Below are 22068 nucleotides of genomic sequence, written 5' to 3' on the forward strand. Positions count from 1 at the left end.
CCCGGGTACCATTTCACCTGTGCCACCCCCGCGCATCTCTCCCCACGAGGAGCAGCTATCCCCCGTCACAGCGCCGCCGTTATTGATGAGCACGTCGAAGGCCGCACAGCTTCTCACCCAGTTCCTCGGCGTGTTGCGCTTACCCATCACCGCCCGCAGACTGGTTCCGCAGGGATATCCGTGACGGGGGGACGCGGGCAGCAATGCACCCACAGCACTTAACTCATCGCGCGCTGCACCTCGCGGATTTTCTCGGCAACCTCCTGCAACCCGGTCACCATCGTCACAATCGTTTCGGTAATGTCATCGGTCGAATGCAGCGAAGCCTGCATCGACACATTGAGCGCCGCCACGACCCGCCCCTGCGGGTCGTATACCGGCACAGCGACCGAGCGGAGGCCTAACTCTAGCTCCTGATCAACCATCGCCCAGCCCTGCTCCCGCACCCGCACAATTTCGGCGTGGAGCGCGGCCGGGTCGGTCAGGGTGCGCTCGGTGAGCGCGGTCAGTTCGACCCGGCCGAGAAAGGCATTCAACTCGTCCTCCCCGAGACCCGCCAGCAGGACACGGCCCATCGAGGTGACGGAGGCCGGAAAACGGGTACCCACCGAAATACCGATTGACATGATCCGCTTCGTATGAATGCGCGCAACATAGACGATATCCGAGCCATCGAGCACCGCCATCGACACTGACTCGTGCATCGAGGCCGAGAGATCCTCAAGCAGCGGCTGCGCGATACGCGGCAGCGACTGGCCCGAAAGAAAGGAGTAGCCCAGCTGCAGCACGAGGGGGGTGAGCTCAAACATTCGGCCGTCTGTACGCATGTAGCCAAGCTCCACCAGCGTGAGCAGGAAACGGCGCGCCGCCGCCCGGTTGAGGTCGGTGCGCTTCGCCACCTCACTCAGCGTCATGGCCGGATGATTCGCATCGAATGCACGAATCACCGCAAGTCCGCGGGCCAGGGACTGAACGAACTGTTCGGTGGCCGGTGGTGCTGACTGGGTCACGCTCACTCCTGAGTTGGAAGCTTAGTTCTCCGGCGGCAGCAGGGGAACGTCAACTCTTGATTGTAGTTCGGTAAACTCCATCCCGTAGGTTTCTCTCACCCGGACACCCGCCGAGAGGATCTCAAAGATAGCGACATCCGTGTAGACGCGGGTGACACAGCCGATGCCTGTCAGCGGGTAGGTGCAGGCCGGAACAAGCTTACTCTCGCCCGTTTTGGTGAACAGATTCATCATCACGAAGATCTCTTTGGCCCCGGTCGCAAGATCCATCGCACCACCCACCGCGGGGATCGCGCCCGGGTCTCCCGTGTGCCAATTGGCCAGGTCGCCCGTGGCCGACACCTGGAACGCGCCGAGCACGCAGATATCGAGATGCCCACCACGCATGATGCCGAATGAGTCACCGTGGTGGAAGTAGGAAGCACCCGGCAACTCCGTGATCGGGATTTTTCCGGCGTTGATCAGGTCCTCGTCGATCTCATCGCCCACGGCCACTGGGCCCATGCCCAACATGCCGTTTTCGGTGTGCAGTGTGACCTTCTGATCGGAGCTGAAATAGTTGGACACGAGCGTGGGTTGTCCGATGCCGAGGTTCACAAATGACCCCGAGGGAATGTCTGCGGCAATGATCTCCGCCAGCCGGTCGCGCGTCAGTCTCTCGCTCATGCCGACACCTTTCCTGAGGTATACGCATCGGTTGGAACGCCGTTGCCCAGGCCCGTCTGGTGCAGGTCAACGATCACGTCAACAAAGATGCCGGGCGTGACCACAACCTCCGGATCAATCTGACCGACGGGAACCACGTTCGACACCTGGACGATCGTGTGGGTCGCGGCGGTCGCCATGATTGGCCCAAAGTTGCGAGCCGTTTTGCGGTAGGTGAGGTTACCAAGCGGATCGGCGGTGTGCGCTGCGATCAAGGCATACTCCGCCCGGATTGGGCTCTCCAACACGTAGCCACGTCCATCAATCATCCGAGTCTCTTTACCCTCAGCCAACAGCGTGCCATAACCCGTGGGGGTGAAAAACCCGCCGATACCGGCCCCTGCGGCACGGATGCGCTCTGCCAGGTTGCCCTGGGGCACCAATTCCAACTCAATCAGGCCCGCACGAAATCTCTCATCGAAAAGCTGCGAGTCACTCTGCCGTGGGAACGAGCAGACAATTTTGCGAACACGACCGGCCCCAATCAAGGCGGCCAATCCGTGCTCTCCGTTGCCGGCATTGTTATTGACGACCGTGAGGTCGCTGGCTCCATGATCGAGAAGAGCCTCGATCAATTCGACCGGCTGGCCTGCTTTGCCGAAGCCACCGATGAGGATGGTGGCCCCGTCGGGAATCTGGGCAACCGCATCCGCGGCGCTCGTCGTGAGTGTGGGCATGCGATGCTACTTTCCGTGAACGTTTTCGAGAACGACGGCGAGCCCCTGGCCCACGCCGATGCAGATGGCGGCAACGCCCCAACGGCGGCCGGAGGCTTCGAGACGACGGGTCAGGGTGCCGAGGAGGCGGAGACCGGACGCGCCTAGCGGATGACCGAGGGCAACCGCACCGCCCCACGCGTTGACGATCCCCGGGTCGATACCCCAGGCGTCAATGCACGCGAGTGACTGGGCAGCAAAGGCCTCGTTGAGTTCAACCGCGGACACCTCATCCCAGGCAATACCGGCTCGGGCGAGGGCCCGGTTGGCAGCCTCCACGGGAGCGAATCCGAAGTACTGTGGGTCGTTGGCGAAGGCCCCGCGCCCGGCAATACGGGCGAGGGGTGGCATGCCCAGGATATCGGCTGCTCGTTCGGAGCCGATCAGCGCGGCGGAGGCACCGTCACTCAACTGCGAGGCATTGCCTGCCGTGACGGTTCCTGTGGCGAGCGGCCGGAAGACGGGCGTGAGGCCGGACAGCACCTCTGCGGTGGTTGAGGGACGAATACCCTCATCGCGCTCAAGCGTCGTTCCCGGTACCGGTGCAACCAGGTTCGTGTAGCGCCCCGCGGTCCAGGCGGCATCGGCGAGGCGGTGTGATTCGGCGGAGAAAGCGTCCTGTCGCTCCCGCGAAATGCCATATTTCTCGCGCAAAAGTTCGGTGGATTCCCCCAGCGATACGGTCCACTCGGCGGGCATCGTGGGGTTAACGAGGCGCCAGCCGAGAGTGGTTGAGGCGAGTTGGAGGTCGCCAGCAGGATAGGGTCGCTCGGTCTTGGGTAGCACCCAGGGTGCGCGGCTCATGGACTCGACACCGCCCACTAGGAGGAGGTCGGCCTCACCCACGTTGACGGTGCGACTGGCCATCATCGCCGCGTCAAGAGAGGAACCACACAGCCGATTGACGGTCGTGCCGGGTACCGAGGTGGGGAGACCCGCAAGCAGGGTGGCCATACGGGCCACGTTACGGTTTTCCTCGCCGGCCCCGTTGGCGTTGCCGAAGATGACCTCTTCGATGCGGGCCGGGTCCAAACCCGGCACACGCCGGACCGATTCGGCCACCACATGGGCTGCCAGGTCATCGGGACGGGTGCCGGCCAACGAGCCGCCAAACTTACCAAAGGGGGTGCGAACGGCGTCGTAGATATAGGCCTGTTCCATGGGTGCTCCATCGCTCATCTCTGGGTTATGCACGTATCGGCCACCGAGTTCGCCCCCTTCGGGCGTTCGGTTGGCGAACATGCGTTCACTATACGGACAAGTGTAGCGGATTACTCGACGGGTGGCACCTCGTTGAGCACCCGCTGAGCCACGCGAAAGGCGCTATTGGCCGAGGGGACACCACAGTAGATGGCACTCTGCAGGATAATCTCGGTAATCTCCCCGCGCGTCACGCCGTTGCGCAGAGCGGCACGCACGTGCATCGCGAGCTCTTCCCAGTGACCGTGGGCAATCAGCGCCGTCAGCGTAATCGCGCTGCGCGTCGTGCGCGGCAATCCGGGGCGGGTCCAGATTGTGCCCCACGCAAAACGGGTAATCATCTCCTGGAATTCAGCGGTCACCTCATCAATCGCGGCGGTCGCCCGGTCTACATGGGCATCACCCAGCACCTCGCGACGCACGGCCATACCCGCATCGTAGGGGTCCCCCGGCAGACGACCCGCGGGCGACGCGGCGGAGACCGAGACCACCGCCGGGGACTCGGCAACGGCCCGGTCGAAGTGTCGCATCAAGATCTCCGCGATTCGCTCGGGAGCTTCCACCGGCACAAGGTGCGCCGCACCGGGCACCCACTCCGCAGAGCCGCGCTGCACGGACCGGGCAATAGCCCAGGAATCCTCATAGGGAGTCACGGTATCAAATTCCCCCGATACCGCAACCACCGGAGCGGAGATGTCACCGAGCCGGTCGCGCAGGTCAAAATCGGCGAGGGCCTCACAGCAGAAGGCGTAGCCCTGCCGGTCGGTGTCAGAAAGGGCGTGCAGGAGACGGCTCGACACCTCCGGCTCACGCTCCATAAATCCGGGGGCAAACCAACGCTGGCCAGAGCCCACAATCATGGTGGGGGTGCCCTGCACCGCCACGGTCCCGGCACGGTCAAGCCAGCCCTGTCGCTCACCGATCTTAGCCGCCGAGCAGATCACGCCGATACCGGCAAAAAGATCGGGGTAGTCGAGGCCTAATTGCAGGCCCACAGCACCGCCCAGCGAGTCGCCCGCGTAGAAAACCGGATACCCACCCCACTCGCCCTGTTCACGCATCCCCCCAACCAGACCGGCAACGCCCTCGGCCAGCTCGGCCATGGTGAAACGCTCCGCCGGGCGTGGACTGTGACCGTGACCGGGGAGATCCCAACCCACCACACGATAGCGAGCGCCGAGAATCCGCGCGGCACGACCCCACAGGGTGCGGGCGGTGGTGCCGAGAGATGGCCCCACAAGCAGGATCGGTGTGGATATCTCCTCAGTAGCCTCGGAGAGCAGGGCAGCCTTGAGGATCGGAACGGTCATGATAGGGAGTCTCCTCGGTCGGCGATAATTCTCAGGATCAGCTGCCGAGCCTGGCCCGGATAGGCGACAGGGTCGAGCAGGTCAGCGAGCAGGGCGTCGCTCACAACGCTGCGGGGCAGGGCCGCACGTAGCAGATCGGGCAGTGAAGCCGTTCCGGCCCGAGTATCGGCAATGGCCGCCGCAATCTGGGCGGCGCCATCGGGGATACCGGCCTCAGCGAGCAGGGGAACCACAACGGCGGTGATGCGCTCGGTAAGGATCAGTGGGCCGGCCGCATCCAGATTCGCACGCATCCGCTCGGGGAACACGACCAGGCCCTCCGCCAGTTCACGGGTGAGACTCGCGGCCCCACCAGCCAGGCGCAGAAGCTGGCGCAGCGGTGCCCACTCGGCATGCCAGGCTCCATCGGGGCGTTCGTCTACAGCGGCAGCGGCAGCGGCAACCACCTGCGCCAGGGCACCGGGAGCTTGGAAGGAGGCGCTGCGCACCAACACCGACAGCACCGGGTTTTGCTTCTGTGGCATCGCGGAGGAACCACCGCGCCCCTCCACTTGAGGTTCGGCGACCTCAGCGACCTCGGGCCGGGTCAGGAATGCCACGTCGTTGGCGATGCGAGTACACGCGGCCACGGCCTCGGCGGCAGAACCCGCGATGCGGGTCATGGGCCAGCGCGTCGTCTGCCAGGGAGCAACAGGCAAGGCGAGCCCCAGACGAGCGGCAAGAGCATCGGTGAGGACGAGAGCATGGTCACCGGCAAACTGGGTGAGGGCGGCCATCGTGCCAGCGGCACCGCCCCACTGCAAGGGAAGCTGCCGGAGCACATCCGCAACCTGTCGCTCCGCGGCGACGACACCCGCGAGCCACTGGGCCGCGCGCAAGCCAAATGTGCCGGGCAACGAGTGCTGCCCCAGGGTCCGTGCCACGGCGAGTGTCCCCACATGCTCTCGAGCCAGCCGTTCCAGAGCATCCGCAAGACCGTTCAGGTCGGCACGTAGCTCGGTGAGCACATCACGCGCGACCAAAAGCAAAGCCGTATCCAGAATGTCCTGACTCGTCGCCCCGACATGCAATCGAGCCGCGGCACCGGGCGAGGTCTCCCCCACCCGGCGACGCAACGCGCCCAGGAGCGGGATGAGCGGGTTACCGCCCCCCTGTGCCTCCCGGGCAATCTCGGCCAGGTTGTAGTGCTCCACACGACAGGCCTCGGTCACAACCGGCAGCCATGCGGGGTCGGCCCGGCCACCCTCGACCAGCACCGCCATCCAGGCGCACTCCACATCGAGCATGAATTGCAGGATACGCGCGTCAGAACTCAGCAGCGCGGCTGGCGAGTTTACCCACAGGGGGTTCACCAGCCCGAGGTCGTCAATCGTGTTAGCACTCATTGGTTGCTCAGTTTAGGAGAAGTCCAGGAAGACCGTCTCGTTTTCACCCTGGAGTCGGATGTTCCAGAGCAGTGAGCCGTCCTCCTCCCGCTCGGCGATGAGGGTGCCGCGGCGCTCCGCGGGGAGGTCAGAGAGCAGACCGTCCACGGCAAGCCGCTCCGGGTTCTCCGGCAGGTACACCCTGGTGTGCAGCTTGTTGAGCAGTCCACGCGCAAACACCACAACCGCGATGAAGGGGGCTTTGCCTTCCTCGGTCACACCCGGATTGACGGTGGTGAACGTGTAGTGACCGTCATCATCCACGGCGGCACGCCCCCACCCGGTAAAGGTGTGACCGTCGCGCGTGAGCGAACCGGTCCGCTGGGCGATCACACCGTGCTCGTCGGCCTGCCAGATTTCGAGCAGGCAATCGGGAATCGGCTGGCCGCGGCCATCCGTGACCGTGCCGTGCACACGAATCGACCCACCCTGCCCCGGTGGCACCAATTCGGAGTCCTTCGGGAACGGCAAGGCGTAGCCGTAAAACGGGCCCACTGTCTGACCAGGGGTTGCGATGAGCTTGCTCATTTGTCGTCCTCCTCCGTGTCCATCCACGTGCGATTGCTGCCCGAGAGCACGATATCCCAGGTGTAACCTGTGGCCCACTCATGCTGGGTTACATCGTGATCGTACTGAGCCACCAGGCGGTCACGCGCCTTCTGATCGGTGATCGATTGGTAGATTGGGTCGAGCGCAAACAGTGGGTCGCCCGGAAAATACATCTGCGTAATCATGCGCTGCGTGAAGTCGGTGCCAAACAGCGAGAAGTGGATATGTGCGGGCCGCCACGCGTTGTGGTGATTCTTCCACGGGTAGGGACCCGGCTTAATCGTGATGAACTCGTATGAGCCGTCATCCCCCGTGAGGCAGCGGCCCACACCCGTGAAATTGGGGTCGATGGGGGCCGGGTGCTGGTCACGCTTGTGGATGTAGCGACCGGCCGAGTTGGCCTGCCACACCTCCACGAGCTGATTGCGCACGGGGCGGCCATCACCGTCCAAAACCCGCCCACGCACGATCATCCGCTCGCCCAGTGGATCGCCATTGTGCTGAATGGTCAGGTCGCTTTCCAACTTGTGTACATCGCGGTGACCGAACGCCGGCGACCACAGTTCGATGGTCTCAGGGTCGGTGTGGCGCAGATCCTTAGTCGGGTGGCGCAGGATGGAACTCCGATAGGGCGGAAAGTCAATGCGGGGTTGGGTCTCTTCGCTGAGACTCCCCGCGGCCTTCCCTGTCTCATAGGCGCTGTGGATGACCCGCATATCCTCGCTGATCTCGGCCTGTGTGTTCGCGGCCGCGTCAGACGAGACGACGGGTTGTTCGGATGGTGTCACCGGGTGTCCTTTCGTGTTCTCTGTCTCTGGTCTGGGGGTTAGTTCTGCGGCCAGCCGGTGTAGGCCTCGGCCAGGTAGGTTGATCCCGCGCGGGAGGTGACAATGGAGTTCAGCTCGGCGAGCTGCCGACGGTTATCAAAGTCGCTCGCGGCCGGCATCGTGTGTAGGAGAGTCGTCATCCAGTAGGAGAAGTTTTGACTCTTCCAGACCCGGTTCAGGGCACGCTCGCTGTACGCGTCAAGCTCGCGCTGGGAACCAGTCGCGTAAAACTCTGCGAGGGCCAGATGCAGCACCCGCATATCGTTCAGGGCCAGGTTGAGACCCTTCGCTCCCGTTGGCGGGACCGTGTGGGCAGCATCCCCTGCCAGGAAAAGGTTGCCGTAGCGCATCGGCTCGCAGACGTAGCTGCGGAAGGGCAGCACCATCTGGTCGAAGATCGGGCCCTCTTTGAGAGAGAAACCGTTACCAGCCACGCGGGCCTGCAGCTCTTCCCAGATCCGGGCCTCACTCCACGCGCTAGCGTCTTCGGTCGGGTCGCACTGGAAGTACATCCGCTGCACAGTTTCGGTGCGCTGGCTGATCAGGGCAAAGCCACGGTCGGAGTGTGCATAGATCAGCTCGGGAGCGCTCGGCGGTGCCTCGGTGAGGATACCGAACCAGGCAAAAGGATACTCGCGGAAGTTATCCGTGCGCTCACCCGCAGGGATCAGCTGACGGCAGATACTGCGCGAGCCGTCGGCCCCCACCACAAAATCACACTCGATCTCGTGGGCCATCCCCTCGGTATCTGTGAACTGGATGCGCGGGCTGCCCAGAACGTCGGTCACGGAGGTGTCGGTCACGCTAAAACGTACATCCCCGTCATCCCGCTCACGGGCATCGGCCAGGTCGATGAACACTTCGGTTTGGGGGTAGAGCCACACCGACTCTCCCACGAGGTCCTGGAAGTCGATACGGTGTCCCTCGCCACTGAAACGTAGCTCAACGCCTTCGTGTTCATCGCCCTCATCGAGCACACGGCGAGAAACACCCGAGTCCACCAGCAGCCTGACGCTACCGGCTTCCAAGATGCCCGCCCGGATGGTCTCCTCAATCTGTGTACGAGTGCGCTTCTCAATCACGACCGAGTCAATGCCCGAGCGTGCAAGCAGATGGGACAGCATGAGCCCGGCGGGACCGGCCCCCACGATGCCCACCTGCGTACGAATTTTCTGACGTTCAACCACGAATACTCATCCTCTCGACACGGCACAATTTTCCTCAGTATCCCAAGGGATCGGGGGCTAGCCCACATGCCTTTCCATTGATTGATAATCCCGACTCCTCAGGGCGCGCGTAATGCCCTGAGCCGCCACGCGCAGCGGTGGAAGGGCCAGGGTCACCTCCGCAGGGTCACGCGGAACCACCACGCTCAGGGCCGCGACGACAGCGCCCCCGCGGCCAGCGATGGGCACGGCGATTCCCGAGGTGTCCACATGCTGCGCTCCCTCAATCACGGCGTAGCCTTCCCGGCGAATTTGGGCGAGACGATTCCCGATACCGGGCATCCGCTCCGCATGGGCACGGATATAGTCCTCACGGCGAAGCGGCTCGGAAAACGCCATGATAGCCAGACCGGCGGAGGAGGAGTGCACAGGCAGGCGGCCAGCAAGCGTCACCGCGTTGGTCACCGAACCCCGGCGAGAGTAGCACTCCACGAATACCACCTCTTCGCCGCGCAGCACGCCCAACTGCGTGTGCTGCTTGACGACGCTGTGCACATCTTCCATAAAGGGGCGGGCCGCGGTGCGCAGCTCCTGGGCGACCGAGCCGCGGTTGGCCAGTTCCCACAGGGCCAGGCCCAGACGCACGGTGCCGTCGGTTCCCCGCTCGACCCAGCCAAATGTCATGAGTTCCCGAACCAATCGGTGAACGGTCGCGAGGGGCAACTCAGCCTCGGCCGCAATGCGGGTAATCGACATATTTGCCCGCCCGGCATCAAGGGTGTCAAGAACCCGCACGACACGGCTAATCATGGACTCCCCCGATGATGAGTTTGCCACGGGTCCTCCTCTACAGCGCCGTTGGTGGGGATCGTGTGGATGCGCCCCCACGCATCCAACTATTCTCATGTTCGCATATCGAACAGTCGTTCGCAAATTTCCAATGACTGGCAAACCCGCACGCAACGTGATATAAATTTCAGATGTTCGCATTACGAACATGTGTCCGCAAATTGCATTTTGTCTGCGGCCAAAACTGACCTCCCCCGTTATTGCGGCCGGTCTACAGAGCAAGGAGGCTCCGTGGAAAAGAAACCCCAGACGCTATTCGGCATCAGCTGGCCCGTCTTATTGTGCTGGATCACCATCGCCCTTGACGGATTTGATTTGGTGGTACTCGGCACCGTTATCCCCACACTCGTAGAAACTGGAGATATTGGCTTTGACGGACCCTCCGCCACATTTGTGTCCACAATCGGCCTCGTGGGCGTGGGGATGGGTGCCGTGCTCATCGGACCGCTCGCCGACAACTTCGGCCGCCGTCGCGCCCTGATAGCCTGCGTCGCGCTCTTCTCGGTCTGTACCTTCGGCATCGCCCTCGCGCCCAGCGTGATGGTGTTTGGTATTCTGCGTTTCCTCGCCGGACTGGGCCTCGGGGCCTGCCTACCCACCGTGCTCGCCTACATGAGCGAGTTCACCCCCGCACACCGCACGGGCCGCGGCACCACAACCACGATGACCGGCTACCACGTGGGAGCCGTGCTCACGGCCCTGCTCGCGCTCATCATCATCCCCGATTGGCGCATGATGTTCGTGATCGGCGGGGTCGCGGGCATCCTCGTGCTGCCATTCATCTGGGCCAAGCTGCCCGAATCAGAGTCCTTCACCACCGCGCAGAGCATCGCCCAGAGCGACGGCACCAAGATCGTGGCAGCCTCCACCCCCACCGACCTGGTGCGTAAGCCGTATCTCTTTATCAGCCTGGGCATCTGGGCCGCATCATTCATGGGGCTCCTGCTCGTCTACGGCCTCAACACCTGGCTACCACAGCTCATGCGTGAAGCCGGGTATGAACTGGGTGACAGCCTCGCCTTCCTGCTGGTACTCAACGTGGGTGCCGTGGTGGGACTGCTGCTGGCGGGGGTTGTGGCCGACCGACGGGGCCTCAAGACCGTCACGCTCACGTGGTTTTTCCTCGCCGCGATCTTCCTCGCGGCGCTCAGCATTCGGATGGACAGCATGGTTATTCTCTACCTCGCCGTCTTCATCACGGGCGTGTTTGTATTCTCCGCCCAGGTGCTCATCTACGCCTACGTCAGCAAGCTCTACCCGGTACGCGTGCGCGGAACAGCGCTCGGCTTCGCCGCGGGCGTGGGTCGCGCCGGTGCCATCTGTGGGCCCTTCATCACGGGCACGCTCGTGTCCGCCGGCATCGCCTACCCGTGGGGCTTCTACCTCTTTGCCGGGGCCGCCCTGCTCGCGGTCGTGGCGCTGCTTTTCCTGCCGCGGAAGTCGCCGGCCGTGATCGAGGCTGAGGCGCGGGAAGCAGCCGAGACGGAGGCCACCATCACCGCCTAGTGTCATTCCGCAACGACCCCGGTGGGGATGCCGAGCACCCGGCATCCCCACCGGACGAAGGAAGAGCAAACAGAACGCCGCTACGCCTCGGTGCTCTCCTGAACGCGCTCCCGGCCTCTCCGGCGGCCCCGGAGCACCGCTGCAGCCCACACCCCGAGCGCCACCACCGCCGCCACGATCACAAATACCGCGTTCGGAATCTCCGCAGCCCACCCCTGCACCGCCACCTGTACATCGTTGACCACCCGAGTCGGAACCAACTCGGGTAGGTCGTTGAACCCGTTGGTCACCAGCATGAGCACCCCCACCGCAATCAGCAGTGTGCCCGTGATGGTGGAGGTGGTGTGCAGCGTGAGTCGGCCGATGCGGACGGTGCGGCCGCGCATCCATCGCCGCCCGCTCAGGTTTCCGCGTGACCATACGGCCGCAATAATGAAGAGCGGGAGGGCCATCCCCAGCGCATAGAGCGCCAGAAGAACGCCGCCCAGCAGGGGCTGACCGCTCGCGGCCGCGAGCGTAAGCACAGCCCCAAGGATTGGCCCGGTGCAGAAGCCCACCACGCCCGAGACAAGCCCCAATAGGTAGGCATTGAGCCCGGCGGCACGAGTGCCCAGCTTGTCTGCGGCAGACTCCCGCGCCCGGGGCAGAAGCCGCCCCAGGTCGAAACCACCGCCCAGCAGCTGAATGAGGCCCATCACGATCACGAGACATCCGGCCAAGACGATCAGCAGGGTGCGCTGGGCAAGGAGGAACGAACCCAGGACGGCCGCCCCGGCACCGAGCGGCACGAGCGTGGTCGCCAAGCCCAGGTAGAAGAGGCCCGCGTGGGCGAGAAACCGGGTCACGCTTGTCACGGTGATCGCAAAAAACGAGGGGAGCAGCAGCGCGCCGCACGGACTGAGCAACGCCAGGATACCGGCGAGAAACGCGGTCAGGTAGCCGACCTCGGTCATGCCGACACGGTCACTTCGCGGCGGCCTTTTCGGCCAGGGCCGCGTCGATCACGGTCTCAAAGACCTCCACCGGCTGGTTGCCCTGGAGCGCCTGCTCCCCCACCAGGAACGACGGGGTCGAGGTGACACCGAGCAGCTCTGCCTCGTACTTGTTGACGGCGAGGGCCTGTTTGGCCTCCTCGGAGCTGATATCCGCCGTGAATTTTTGGACGTCGAGACCCAACTCGTCGGCCAGGGCGATGAGAGAAGCCTCATTCATGAGGCCGGGGGCTCGCTTTTCGCCGCCCGGAAAAAGCGCGGCGTGATACTCGCTCAGTTTGCCCTGTTTACCCGCGGCGTACGCAGCCAGCGCACCGTAGGTCGAGCCGTCGCCAAAGAACTGCATATCGCGGAACTCAATTCGCACCTGACCGGTGTCCACGTACCTACTCATGATCGTGGGCAGTGCGGCATCCGACCAGAGGGCACAATAGCCGCACTGATAGTCGGAGTAGACGACGATACCCAGGGGCGCGTCGAGCGCACCAAGCGCGAGCGGGTCGCCCTCGGTGCGGCGCATGAGGTCGGGGATCGCCGCGACGTTGCCCTCGCCCGCCGCACTCGTGGGTGCGGTCGCCTCCGGCTCGGCAGCGGTATCCACCCCCAGCACAACCAGCACGGCGGCCACCGCCACAATCGCGGCAGGCACCCCCCAGAGCAGGAGACGACGTCGGGGTGAGCGCTGAGACATACACATCCTTATCGATGGAGGACACGGGCCAGCAACGATCCTGTCACACCACCCTGGAAAGTACGTGCGCATCGGCGGATTGATGCCGACCCACGCCCTACCGATCGAGCAGGTGTCTCAGCGCCAAGCGATACGAGTCAAACCCGAAACCCGCAATAACACCGGTTGCCACACCGCTGATCACGCTCGTGTGCCGGAACGCCTCGCGCGCGTGCGGGTTGGTGAGGTGCACTTCGATCAGCGGCACACCCGCGCCGGTCACCTGGGCGGCCGCATCCCGCAGCGCGTAGGAGTAGTGAGTGAACGCAGCGGGGTTGAGGATCACCGGAATACGCTCATCCGTCGCCTCGTACAGCCACGACATGAGCTCCGCCTCGTCGTTGGTCTGGCGCAGATCAATCCGCACATCGGCCGGGCAGATTTCGGCAAGCTCACGGCGTAGATCCGCAATGGTCTCGCTCCCGTATTTTTCGGGTTCGCGCGAGCCCAACCGGTTGAGGTTGGGCCCGTTGAGGACGAGTACCGTGCGCATGGGCGATTCCTTCGGTCGTAGCGGGTGTGTCTAGGATACCGACGCGGATGCGAGAACGGCGTCCTTCTCCCCGGCGAGGTTCTCACCGTCACGCCCCAGTGCAGCCGTTGGCACGCGGAACGTTTCGCGCGCGGTGAGCGCAGACACGGTCGCGACCAGGCAGATCACCGCAGTAAAGATGCAGATGACCACCCAACCGTTATCGCCCGTGCCGCCCATCGCCGTCACGATCATGGGCGCAAAGCCCGCCATCAGAAAGCCCAACTGGGTGCCGACCGCGAGGCCGCTGAACCGCACACGGGCGCTGAACATCTCGGCGTAGAAGGAGGGCCACACCGCGTTGGCGGCGGCGTACCCACAGGAGAAGACCGCGATGGCGAGGAGGAAGGTTGCGACACCGGAGCCTGGCCCCATCGAGAGGATGTAGAAGGGCATGAGCGCCGCGCTCGCCACCGCACCGTAGATGAAAACGGGCTTGCGTCCGATGCGGTCGGCGAGCATCCCGAAGAGTGGCTGGGTGATAAGGGCCACGCAATTGGCCACCACAACCAGCCAGAGGGTGACGGATTCTTCCATGCCCACGCCCTTGCCATAGGTGATCGCGAGGCTACCAAAGACGGTCGAGACGGCCGCGATGAAGGCGCAGCAGATCACGCGGAGCACATCTGCCCAGTGGTCCCGAAAAAGCACCAGGAAGGGTAGACGGGCAATCGTGTTACTCTGTCGCGCCTCAACAAAGGTGGGCGGCTCAGTGAGTGAGCGACGAATGAAGAATGCCACCACAACCACGACGGCGCTGAGCCAGAAGGGGATACGCCAGCCGAAGCTGTATTTGATGTCGTCGGGCAGCTGCGTAATGGGAATAAAGATCAGGGCGGCAAGAATCTGCCCGCCCTGGGTACCGCTGAGCGTCCAGGAGGTGAAGAACGCGCGACGGTGGTCGGGTGAGTGCTCCAGCGTCATGGAACTCGCACCGGCCTGTTCGCCCGCAGCCGAGAGCCCCTGCATCAGGCGGCACAGCACGAGCAGCGCGGGGGCGGCCCAGCCGATGGTGGCGAAGTCTGGCAAGCAGCCGATCAGGAACGTGGATCCGCCCATCAGAACGAGGGTAAACATGAGAACCCGCTGACGCCCGACCCGGTCACCAAAGTGGCCGAGGATCACGGCTCCGATGGGTCGCGCGATGTAGGCGAACCCGAACGTCGCAAACGACATCACCTGCGCATTGGCATCAGCATCCGGAAAAAAGACGTGAGGAAAGATGAGCGCGGCGGCCGAACCGAACACGAAGAAGTCGTAATATTCCACTGCGCTCCCGAAGAAGCTCGCAATCGCGGCGCGGCGCGGCGTGCCCTTCGGGGTCGGGATAGTGGTGGGAGGTGTGGTCATAGGGGCTCCTGAGTTTCTGTGGTTGCGCATCCTTGCGGCTCACTTTGTTCACTATGTGCACATCGGTGCATTAAGCGAACATTTCCTGTAGCGTAGTCCAGAACATCCGAGTCTGACAAGCGCTTCGACTCGCTCTTTGTTCAGAGACTATTATCGACGCTGAGGTGGCTGCATGAGTACGGTGGACGAATCTTTCCTGGTGGGTCTCGTTGGCGACGGCGTCCTCCCCTCACTCACTCCCCCGATGCACGAGGCCGAGGCCGACGCGCACGGGGTACGCTACCTGTACCGCCCGCTCGACCTGTCCCGTCTGAGCTACACCCCCGAGCAGATCGGCCCGCTGCTGCGCGCTGCGGGCGATCTGGGCTTCAACGCCCTCAACATCACGCACCCGTGCAAGCAACTGGTCCTGGACGAATTGGACGAGGTGAGTGAAGATGCCGCCCGCCTCGGTGCGGTCAACACCGTGCTCCTCCGAGACGGGCGCTTCATTGGACACAACACAGATTTCTCCGGTTTTGCCGCAGCCCTCGCCGAGGGGCTGCCCGGTGCCGCACTCGACCGCGTGGTGCTCCTGGGGGCGGGCGGTGCCGGTGCCGCGGTGAGCTACGCCACGCTCGCCGCGGGGGCCGCCGAGCTGACCATCGTGGACCTTGACGCGGCGCGAGCCGTGGAACGAGCCGCAACGCTACGCGGATTCTTCCCCCGGTCCCGGGTAACGGCAGCCGACACCGCCGAACTGCCAGAACTCCTCACGGCGGCCACCGGGTTTATCCACGCAACACCCGTGGGTATGCACCAGCACCCCGGGATACCCGTGGAGGCATCGCTGCTACGCCCCGAGCTCTGGGTGGCCGATGTGGTCTACCGCCCCCTCGACACCGAACTGGTGATCGCCGCGCGGGCGCTCGGCTGCCGGGTACTCGACGGCGGCTTTATGGCCGTGGGTCAGGCTGCCGACGCGTTTGCTCTCATCACGGGCCTCGACCCTGACCGGCAGCGGATGCGGGAGCACTTTCTCCGCCTCATCCGGAGTGGGCGCTAACCGTCCGCTCATCCCCCTCGGAACGTCAGGAGCCGCACGTGAAAAAATCCATCGCCACCGTCTGCCTCAGCGGAACAATCACGGAGAAGCTCCGCGCCGCCGCCGCGGCCGGCTTCGACGGCGTTGAGCTCTTTGAACCCGACCTCGTCGTGGCCCCCGAGAGCCCCGCCGAGATCCGAGACCTCGCGGCCTCGCTCGGGTTGAGCCTCGACCTGTACCAGCCATTCCGGGACTTTGAGGCGGTTACACCGCCGCTACTGGCCGCCAATCTGCGCCGCGCCGAGGCCAAGTTTACCCTCATGAACGAGCTGGGCATCGGCACCATGCTGCTGTGCAGCAACGTGGCTACCGCCACCGTGAATGACGACGAGGTCATGGTCACCCAACTACGCACACTCGCCGAACTCGCGGCCCGCTTCAGCGTGCGCGTGGCCTACGAGGCACTCGCCTGGGGCACCTTTGTGAGCGGGTACGAGCACGCGTGGCGGCTCGTACAGGCGGTTGACCATCCGAACCTGGGCGTCTGCCTCGACAGTTTTCATATCCTGTCACGCGGACACGACCCGGCCGGTATCGAGAAGATCCCGGGCGAGAAAATCTTTTTCATCCAGCTGGCGGATGCCCTGCCGGTGACCATGGATGTCCTGTCCTGGAGCCGCCACCACCGCGTCTTCCCCGGCGAGGGTCGCTTTGCGCTCGACGCGTTCCTCGCGCAGGTGCTGCGCACAGGCTATGCAGGGCCACTCTCGCTGGAAATCTTCAATGACGTGTTCCGGCAGGTGGAGAGCATCCGCACGGCGGTTGATGCCATGCGCTCACTCACCTGGCTCGAGGACCAGACGGCGACCTACCTGGCCCGGGGAAACGCGGGTGCCAGCCACGCACCACTCGCGATCCTCCCCCGAGTTGCCGACCCCACGGGCATCAACTTTGTCGAGATCAAAGCCGAGGACCCGCGCGAGATCGAACGACTGCTCTACCAGCTGGGTTTCACCGGTCACGGGCCGCACCGGTCCAAACGCGTGCGCCTGTGGTCACAGGGCGCGGCCCGGGTGATCGTCAACCTCCAGCAGGCGGAGAGCTGGCAGCCCACCGTCTCGGCAATCGGCTGCGACGTACCCGACCCTGAGGTCGCGGTTGCCCGCGCCGTGCAGCTGAGCGCCGCCCCCGTCCCACGCGGCAACCGGGCCGATGAGGAGGAGTTACTCGCGGTGCGCGCTCCAGACGATACCGAGGTGTTCCTCTGCCGCGCCACCGAGGGCACCCCCCGCTGGATGCTCGAATTTCACGGTGTGGCCGAGCGAGAACTGGACACCCAGACCCCGGAGGCTTCGCTCGTCACCCGCATTGACCACATCAACCTGGCCCAACCCTGGCAGCACTTTGACGAGGCGGTGCTCTTCTACAGCAGCACGCTCTCGCTCACCCCGGAGGACTCGCTCGACGTAGCCGGACCGGTAGGGCTCGTGCGCAGCCAGGTGCTGCGCACCACCGACGGTGCCGTGCGACTGGCGCTCAATGTGGTGCCGCCTCTGACCGAGCAGAACAGCACGACGGTGCACGCGGCGCATCCGCAACATGTCGCGTTTGCCACGGATGACGTGGTTGCCGTCGCCCGCCGGGCCGCCACCCGCGGGCTCGCCTTTCTTCCCGTGCCCGCGAACTACTACGCGGATATCCGGGCCCGATTCGACCTACCGGATGGCGTTATCGCCACACTCGCCGAACTCAACCTGCTCTATGACCGGGATGCCGACGGCGAGTATCTGCACTTCTACACCCCCACCGCGGGCAATGTGTTCTTTGAGGTGGTGGAGCGCCGGGCGCTGTATGAGGGCTACGGTGCGCCAAACGCACCCGTGCGGCTCGCGGCGCAGTACACGGCGAACGAACGCCGGACACCGATCAGCCAGGGCGCTCCGGCTTCTCGCTGACCTCACTACGGGGTCCTCGAATCACGATGTCCCGTAGCCTTGCATTATCCTGAACGGATGTTTAGTCTATTGAACATGCGTTCAATAGGGACCCCCGCGAACCCGGACCGGGATGACCGGGACAGTGACGAGCGGATCCTGCACGCCGCCCTGGAACTCTTCGGCCAGAACGGCTTCGATGGCACGAGCGTGCGGGCCATCGCGGCGCAGGCCGAGGTGAGCGCAGCCCTGATCATCCACCACTTTGGGTCAAAGGAGGGGCTGCGCGCGGAGTGTGACACATTCGTCTCTGAGCGCCTCACGCGGGACCGCAGCGAGATGGAAAACCCCGCCCGGGTACAGGAAGGTATTGAGGCGTGGCTACGCGAACCCACCCGATACCGGGTGTTGCTCGACTACACGGCGCGAATGCTCCTCGACGGCGGTGAGGCGGGCACCGCACTCTTCGACCGGATGTTTCAGGACACCCGCACCCTCGTAACCGAGTACGCCGCTGGTGGGTTGATGCGCCCCGTCGAGGACCCCGATATGGTCGCCATGCTCCTCACCACGCAGGGCCTCTCTACGCTCGTCTTCCAGCGACACATCGCCCGGGCGTTTGCGGGCACGGCGGGCGGCGGTCCCGACTCCGGCTCCGGCGACGGGGATGGCGACGAGGGCCTCACCCCCGAGATCCTGCGCCGGATGGTGCTCCCCACAATCGACCTCTACACCCACGGCCTCTACCGCGACGACAGCATCCTCACCGCCACCCGGGCGGCACTGTCGGGGGCAGCAGGCGAGGCCGAACCCGGCACGCCCGAGCAGGCGACGGGCCCGCCCGGCCCGGGCCACGCATCCGTCACTCCCCCGCACTCCGCGCGTCCCGCTCCAACCCCAGAGGAAACATCATGACTCTCGCAATCGAAACCGTGAACCTCACCAAGACCTTTGGCTCCCGCCAAGCCCTCCGCGGCGTGGACCTCGCGATCCCCACCGGCAGCGTGTTTGGTGTGATCGGTCCCAACGGCTCCGGCAAGTCCACGACCATGCGCATCCTGCTCGACATCGTGCGGCCCACCTCCGGCTCCGCGACGGTGCTCGGCCGCAGCCCGCGCGAGGGCGGTATCGGCCTGCGTCGGCGGATCGGCTACCTCCCCGGCGAACTCATCCTGGAGGGTCGCGTAACCGGCCGGGCGCTGCTCACCCACTACGCGAGCATCAGCGGCCCGGTATCCCCGTCACGCGTGGCCGACCTCGCGGAGCGGCTCGGCCTCGACCTCACGCTGCCGGTGCGCAGCCTCTCGAAGGGCAATAAACAGAAGCTCGGCATTATCCAGGCGTTTATGCACGACCCCCACGTGCTCGTGCTTGATGAGCCCACGAGCGGCCTCGACCCCCTCGTGCAGCAGATCTTTCTCGACCTGGTGCGCGAGGCCAGGGAGTCCGGCCAGACAGTCTTCCTCTCGTCTCATGTGCTCAGCGAAATTGAGCAGGTCGCCGACGAGGTCGCTATTCTGCGCGAGGGGCGCGTGGTCACCACGAGCACGGTCGAGCGGCTGCGCGAGGTGGCGCAGCGGCGGGTACGGGCGAGCATCCTGGAGGCCACCCCCGGCGAGGTGACCGCCCACCTCAACACTATCCCCGGGCTCAACGGCCTCACGGTGGCGACCGCGCCGGACGGAACGCTGTCCCTCACGGGCACCCTGGAGGGTGAACCCGACGCCTTCGTGAAGGCCCTCGCCGCGCTGCACGTCCACGACGTGAGCATCGAGATGCCCAACCTGGAGGATGCCGTCCTCCAGCTCTACAGCGAGTCGGATGCCGAGATCGCGGCCTCCGGAATCACCACCACCCCGTCAGCCCAGGAGGCCACCCGATGAGTACCACCACCCCGGCCAGCACGGTACTACCCCTGCTTCGGCACGCGATGCGCGAGTCGTGGCGGTCCCTGATCGGATGGTCAATTGGCCTGGTCGCGGCGCTCAGCCTCTACCTGCCGCTGTTCCCGTCAATCGGCGGCGACTCCGGCATCCAGGACCTGATCGGTAACCTCCCGCCCGAACTCACGGCGGCGCTCAGCTACCAGAACATCTTCACGGGCGCCGGATACACGCAGAGCACCTTCTTTGGCCTGATGGGTTTTGTCCTCCTCTCAATTGCCGGGATTTCGTGGGGAACCGCGGCGATTGCCGGCGACGAGGAGCGCGGCACCCTGGAGCTGACCCTCGCCCACGGCGTGAGCCGCACCCAGGTGGTGCTGGAACGGAGCGCGGCAATCGTGCTCAGGGTGGCGGTACTGGGCCTCGTGACGGCGCTCACGATCCTGCTACTCAACGGCCCGGGAAAACTCGAACTGGATGCCGGCAACGTGTTCATCACCGTCCTCGCCGCCTGCGGCACCACGCTGCTCGCCGCGGTGATGGCTATCGCGGTGGGCTCGATCACGGGGCGACGGAGCTACGCGCTGCTCGGCGGGGCTGCCGTGGCGGTACTCGGTTACGCGTTCAACGCGCTCGGCAACCAGACGAAAGATCTGGAATGGCTCAAGAACTTCTCCCCCTACGCCTGGGCTTTCCGCGACGAACCCCTTGTCAACGGCTGGAGCTTCGGCATCGCGGCGCTGTACCTCGGCGTGGTGGTGCTCGTGGGCGTGGCCCTCGCGGCGTTCAACCGGCGGGATGTGGGGCGGTAGGGGTTGTGCGGCGGGGGGAAGTTTTTCCGCGATATTCCGGGCACCTCGGCCGGGCAGGGCGAGGAACAGGCCGCGGAGGTTGTCTCAACTGGCGAAGAACCCCGGTTTATGGATAGGATAACTGAGTTGCCTTCTTGAGGGTAACGGGCTGTGGCGCAGCTTGGTAGCGCACTTGACTGGGGGTCAAGGGGTCGCAGGTTCAAATCCTGTCAGCCCGACCAAAAACCCTGGTGAAACCCTCTCGTTTCACCAGGGTTTCTTTGTTTCTGGGTACAAGATTCGATACTTTTGGCCGTCAGAAGACCGGCTCGCCGATGCATCCCTGTGGATAAGGGGACCAAAAGGGGACCAGAACTTCTCCCGCATGATCCGTCGAGGCCGTAGAGGCATCAGATCGACCGTCGTGAGGGCACGGCGCGCGAGGCCCGACGCTTCTGCCCGGAGCGTGACAGGAACGCGCTGGCCTGCTCGGCCGCCGATGCAAGGTGGCGATCATCGGGGTGGAGGTACCCCCGAGTAGTCTCTATCGAGGCGTGCCCAAGGATCTCCCGAAGGACATGGAGCGGAACCCCGGCGTCCGCCATCCACGTCGCCCCGGTGTGCCGGAGTCCGTGCCTGGTCAGATCGGGCAACCCGAGACCAGCGACAATGGCGTCCCAGTTCGTCGCGTCTCGGACGGTCGCGGTAGTGAGCACGCCGCCCTTCGGCCCGACCAACAAGATGTCCTCGGGCCTCTTACCCGCGGTGAGGCGTTCCACCACCGGCCGGAGCGGTTCAAGGATCGGAACCCGCCGCTCCTTCCGACTCTTGGTCGGTTTGGTTACCAGGCCGCCCTTCCCAGGGAACGTCTGCCGAGAGATCACGACAATATTCGTGTCGAACCGTACGTCCCCGACTTGCAGCCCGGACACCTCTGACGAGCGAGCAGCAAGCAGCGCCGCGAGCATCACAAAGTCGCTGTACGACTGGTCGATCCGTCCGCACGCCTTCGCGAGTTTGGTCAGGGTCTTCATATCCGGGATCGCGTGGGCCCGCGGTGACACCTGCTCGGCTGGCTGGGTCCTGAAAGCGTTGCGGTTCAAGCTTCGCTTGGCACGATTCTTGGCCGGGTTGATCGTCAGCATTCCGTCGCGCACGGCCTCATCGAGCACACGCACGAGCGGCGCGATGGAGTTCTTGATTGTGGATGCGCCGTAGCGTTGTTCCCACTCATCAATGGTCCGGTCGATGATCCCGGCCGTGATCTGCATGACCGGGAGGTGACCGAGCGCGGGCAGCACACGCAGTTTCAAACCGATTCCGTAGGTCTCACCTGTCGATGTTGGATCGAGGCCGCGCGCCCACCGGTCGCCAATGGAGGTGACGAACTCCATCAACGTCATGGTCGTGTCCATACCTGTGACGGCGGAGTTGCGGAGTTGATCGAAGAAGCCCTGTGCGGCAGCCTCGTCCGGGACGATCTCGGAGCGGATGACGCGGCGCTTGGTGATCGGGTCGGTCCACCTCGCCCGCGCCCGGATACCGTAGGAGCGGCGTTCCATGTCGGTGG

At 64.6% G+C, this 22068-nt stretch carries 22 protein-coding genes and 1 tRNA gene; 8 read left to right on the forward strand and 15 right to left on the reverse strand.

Translation table 11 applies throughout. The annotated features are described in order from the left end of the window. Window positions 1-19: 19 nt before the first annotated feature. Window positions 20-184: a hypothetical protein gene (locus FB466_RS13530; RefSeq protein WP_170206119.1), complete on the forward strand. Its 165-nt coding sequence runs from the start codon at window positions 20-22 to the stop codon at window positions 182-184. A 34-nt stretch (window positions 185-218) separates the two neighbouring features. On the opposite strand, the gene FB466_RS12250 is transcribed toward FB466_RS13530, so the two are convergent. The 10 genes from FB466_RS12250 to FB466_RS12295 form a co-directional block, all read right to left on the reverse strand. Next, entirely contained in the window at window positions 219-1010 is a 792-nt protein-coding gene (locus FB466_RS12250) for an IclR family transcriptional regulator domain-containing protein (RefSeq protein ID WP_141918656.1), read from the reverse strand. A gap of 21 nt (window positions 1011-1031) precedes the next feature. After that, window positions 1032-1676: a 3-oxoacid CoA-transferase subunit B gene (locus FB466_RS12255; RefSeq protein WP_141918657.1), complete on the reverse strand. Its 645-nt coding sequence runs from the start codon at window positions 1674-1676 to the stop codon at window positions 1032-1034. Beyond that, window positions 1673-2392: a 3-oxoacid CoA-transferase subunit A gene (locus FB466_RS12260; RefSeq protein ID WP_141918658.1), complete on the reverse strand. Its 720-nt coding sequence runs from the start codon at window positions 2390-2392 to the stop codon at window positions 1673-1675. The genes FB466_RS12255 and FB466_RS12260 overlap by 4 nt, the downstream gene beginning before the upstream one ends. A gap of 6 nt (window positions 2393-2398) precedes the next feature. Further along, entirely contained in the window at window positions 2399-3592 is a 1194-nt protein-coding gene (locus tag FB466_RS12265; RefSeq protein WP_141918659.1) for a thiolase family protein, read from the reverse strand. A gap of 110 nt (window positions 3593-3702) precedes the next feature. After that, complete coding sequence (pcaDC, locus tag FB466_RS14030; protein ID WP_141918660.1) at window positions 3703-4941, reverse strand: bifunctional 3-oxoadipate enol-lactonase/4-carboxymuconolactone decarboxylase PcaDC; 1239 nt, start codon at window positions 4939-4941, stop codon at window positions 3703-3705. Further along, the gene (locus FB466_RS12275; RefSeq protein WP_141918661.1) at window positions 4938-6326 is read right to left on the reverse strand and encodes a lyase family protein; all 1389 of its coding nucleotides are present in this window, start codon (window positions 6324-6326) and stop codon (window positions 4938-4940) included. The genes pcaDC and FB466_RS12275 overlap by 4 nt, the downstream gene beginning before the upstream one ends. Window positions 6327-6338: 12 nt before the next feature. Then, on the reverse strand, window positions 6339-6893 hold the full coding sequence (gene pcaG, locus FB466_RS12280; protein ID WP_141918662.1) for a protocatechuate 3,4-dioxygenase subunit alpha: 555 nt from the start codon (window positions 6891-6893) through the stop codon (window positions 6339-6341). Further along, window positions 6890-7702, reverse strand: a complete 813-nt coding sequence (gene pcaH / locus FB466_RS12285) for a protocatechuate 3,4-dioxygenase subunit beta (protein WP_484140798.1) — start codon at window positions 7700-7702, stop codon at window positions 6890-6892. Before pcaH ends, pcaG begins: the two co-directional genes overlap by 4 nt. Window positions 7703-7740: 38 nt before the next feature. Next, window positions 7741-8928 (reverse strand): 4-hydroxybenzoate 3-monooxygenase, encoded by a 1188-nt coding sequence (locus FB466_RS12290; protein WP_141918663.1) that lies wholly within the window; start codon window positions 8926-8928, stop codon window positions 7741-7743. A 57-nt stretch (window positions 8929-8985) separates the two neighbouring features. Beyond that, the gene (locus FB466_RS12295; RefSeq protein ID WP_170206120.1) at window positions 8986-9744 is read right to left on the reverse strand and encodes an IclR family transcriptional regulator; all 759 of its coding nucleotides are present in this window, start codon (window positions 9742-9744) and stop codon (window positions 8986-8988) included. 243 nt (window positions 9745-9987) lie between these two features. Here FB466_RS12295 and FB466_RS12300 point away from each other — a divergent pair, with 243 nt between their 5' ends. After that, window positions 9988-11262 (forward strand): MFS transporter, encoded by a 1275-nt coding sequence (locus tag FB466_RS12300; RefSeq protein WP_246054652.1) that lies wholly within the window; start codon window positions 9988-9990, stop codon window positions 11260-11262. An 80-nt stretch (window positions 11263-11342) separates the two neighbouring features. On the opposite strand, the gene FB466_RS12305 is transcribed toward FB466_RS12300, so the two are convergent. The 4 genes from FB466_RS12305 to FB466_RS12320 form a co-directional block, all read right to left on the reverse strand. Further along, the gene (locus tag FB466_RS12305) at window positions 11343-12215 is read right to left on the reverse strand and encodes a cytochrome c biogenesis CcdA family protein (protein WP_141918666.1); all 873 of its coding nucleotides are present in this window, start codon (window positions 12213-12215) and stop codon (window positions 11343-11345) included. Window positions 12216-12225: 10 nt separating this feature from the next. Further along, window positions 12226-12945: a DsbA family protein gene (locus tag FB466_RS12310; RefSeq protein WP_170206121.1), complete on the reverse strand. Its 720-nt coding sequence runs from the start codon at window positions 12943-12945 to the stop codon at window positions 12226-12228. A gap of 97 nt (window positions 12946-13042) precedes the next feature. After that, window positions 13043-13477: a type II 3-dehydroquinate dehydratase gene (locus FB466_RS12315; protein WP_141918668.1), complete on the reverse strand. Its 435-nt coding sequence runs from the start codon at window positions 13475-13477 to the stop codon at window positions 13043-13045. Between the two features lie 30 nt (window positions 13478-13507). Further along, window positions 13508-14866: an MFS transporter gene (locus FB466_RS12320; protein ID WP_141918669.1), complete on the reverse strand. Its 1359-nt coding sequence runs from the start codon at window positions 14864-14866 to the stop codon at window positions 13508-13510. Between the two features lie 172 nt (window positions 14867-15038). Here FB466_RS12320 and FB466_RS12325 point away from each other — a divergent pair, with 172 nt between their 5' ends. The 6 genes from FB466_RS12325 to FB466_RS12350 all read left to right on the forward strand — a co-directional run bounded on the left by FB466_RS12325 (window position 15039) and on the right by FB466_RS12350 (window position 20740). Beyond that, window positions 15039-15911 (forward strand): shikimate dehydrogenase, encoded by an 873-nt coding sequence (locus FB466_RS12325; protein WP_141918670.1) that lies wholly within the window; start codon window positions 15039-15041, stop codon window positions 15909-15911. A gap of 38 nt (window positions 15912-15949) precedes the next feature. Then, window positions 15950-17845 (forward strand): bifunctional sugar phosphate isomerase/epimerase/4-hydroxyphenylpyruvate dioxygenase family protein, encoded by a 1896-nt coding sequence (locus FB466_RS12330; protein ID WP_141918671.1) that lies wholly within the window; start codon window positions 15950-15952, stop codon window positions 17843-17845. Window positions 17846-17920: 75 nt separating this feature from the next. Continuing rightward, window positions 17921-18739, forward strand: a complete 819-nt coding sequence (locus FB466_RS12335; protein WP_170206122.1) for a TetR/AcrR family transcriptional regulator — start codon at window positions 17921-17923, stop codon at window positions 18737-18739. Next, entirely contained in the window at window positions 18736-19707 is a 972-nt protein-coding gene (locus FB466_RS12340) for an ABC transporter ATP-binding protein (RefSeq protein WP_141918673.1), read from the forward strand. Before FB466_RS12335 ends, FB466_RS12340 begins: the two co-directional genes overlap by 4 nt. Beyond that, a complete protein-coding gene (locus FB466_RS12345) occupies window positions 19704-20519 on the forward strand; it encodes an ABC transporter permease subunit (protein ID WP_141918674.1) in 816 nt (271 codons plus the stop codon). The genes FB466_RS12340 and FB466_RS12345 overlap by 4 nt, the downstream gene beginning before the upstream one ends. A gap of 144 nt (window positions 20520-20663) precedes the next feature. Next, window positions 20664-20740, forward strand: a tRNA-Pro gene (locus FB466_RS12350). Window positions 20741-20908: 168 nt separating this feature from the next. Here the strand turns inward: FB466_RS12350 and FB466_RS12355 are convergent. After that, on the reverse strand, window positions 20909-22060 hold the full coding sequence (locus FB466_RS12355; protein WP_246054653.1) for a tyrosine-type recombinase/integrase: 1152 nt from the start codon (window positions 22058-22060) through the stop codon (window positions 20909-20911). Window positions 22061-22068 lie beyond the last annotated feature (8 nt).

This window comes from Klugiella xanthotipulae, assembly GCF_006716695.1.
GTDB lineage: Bacteria > Actinomycetota > Actinomycetes > Actinomycetales > Microbacteriaceae > Klugiella > Klugiella xanthotipulae.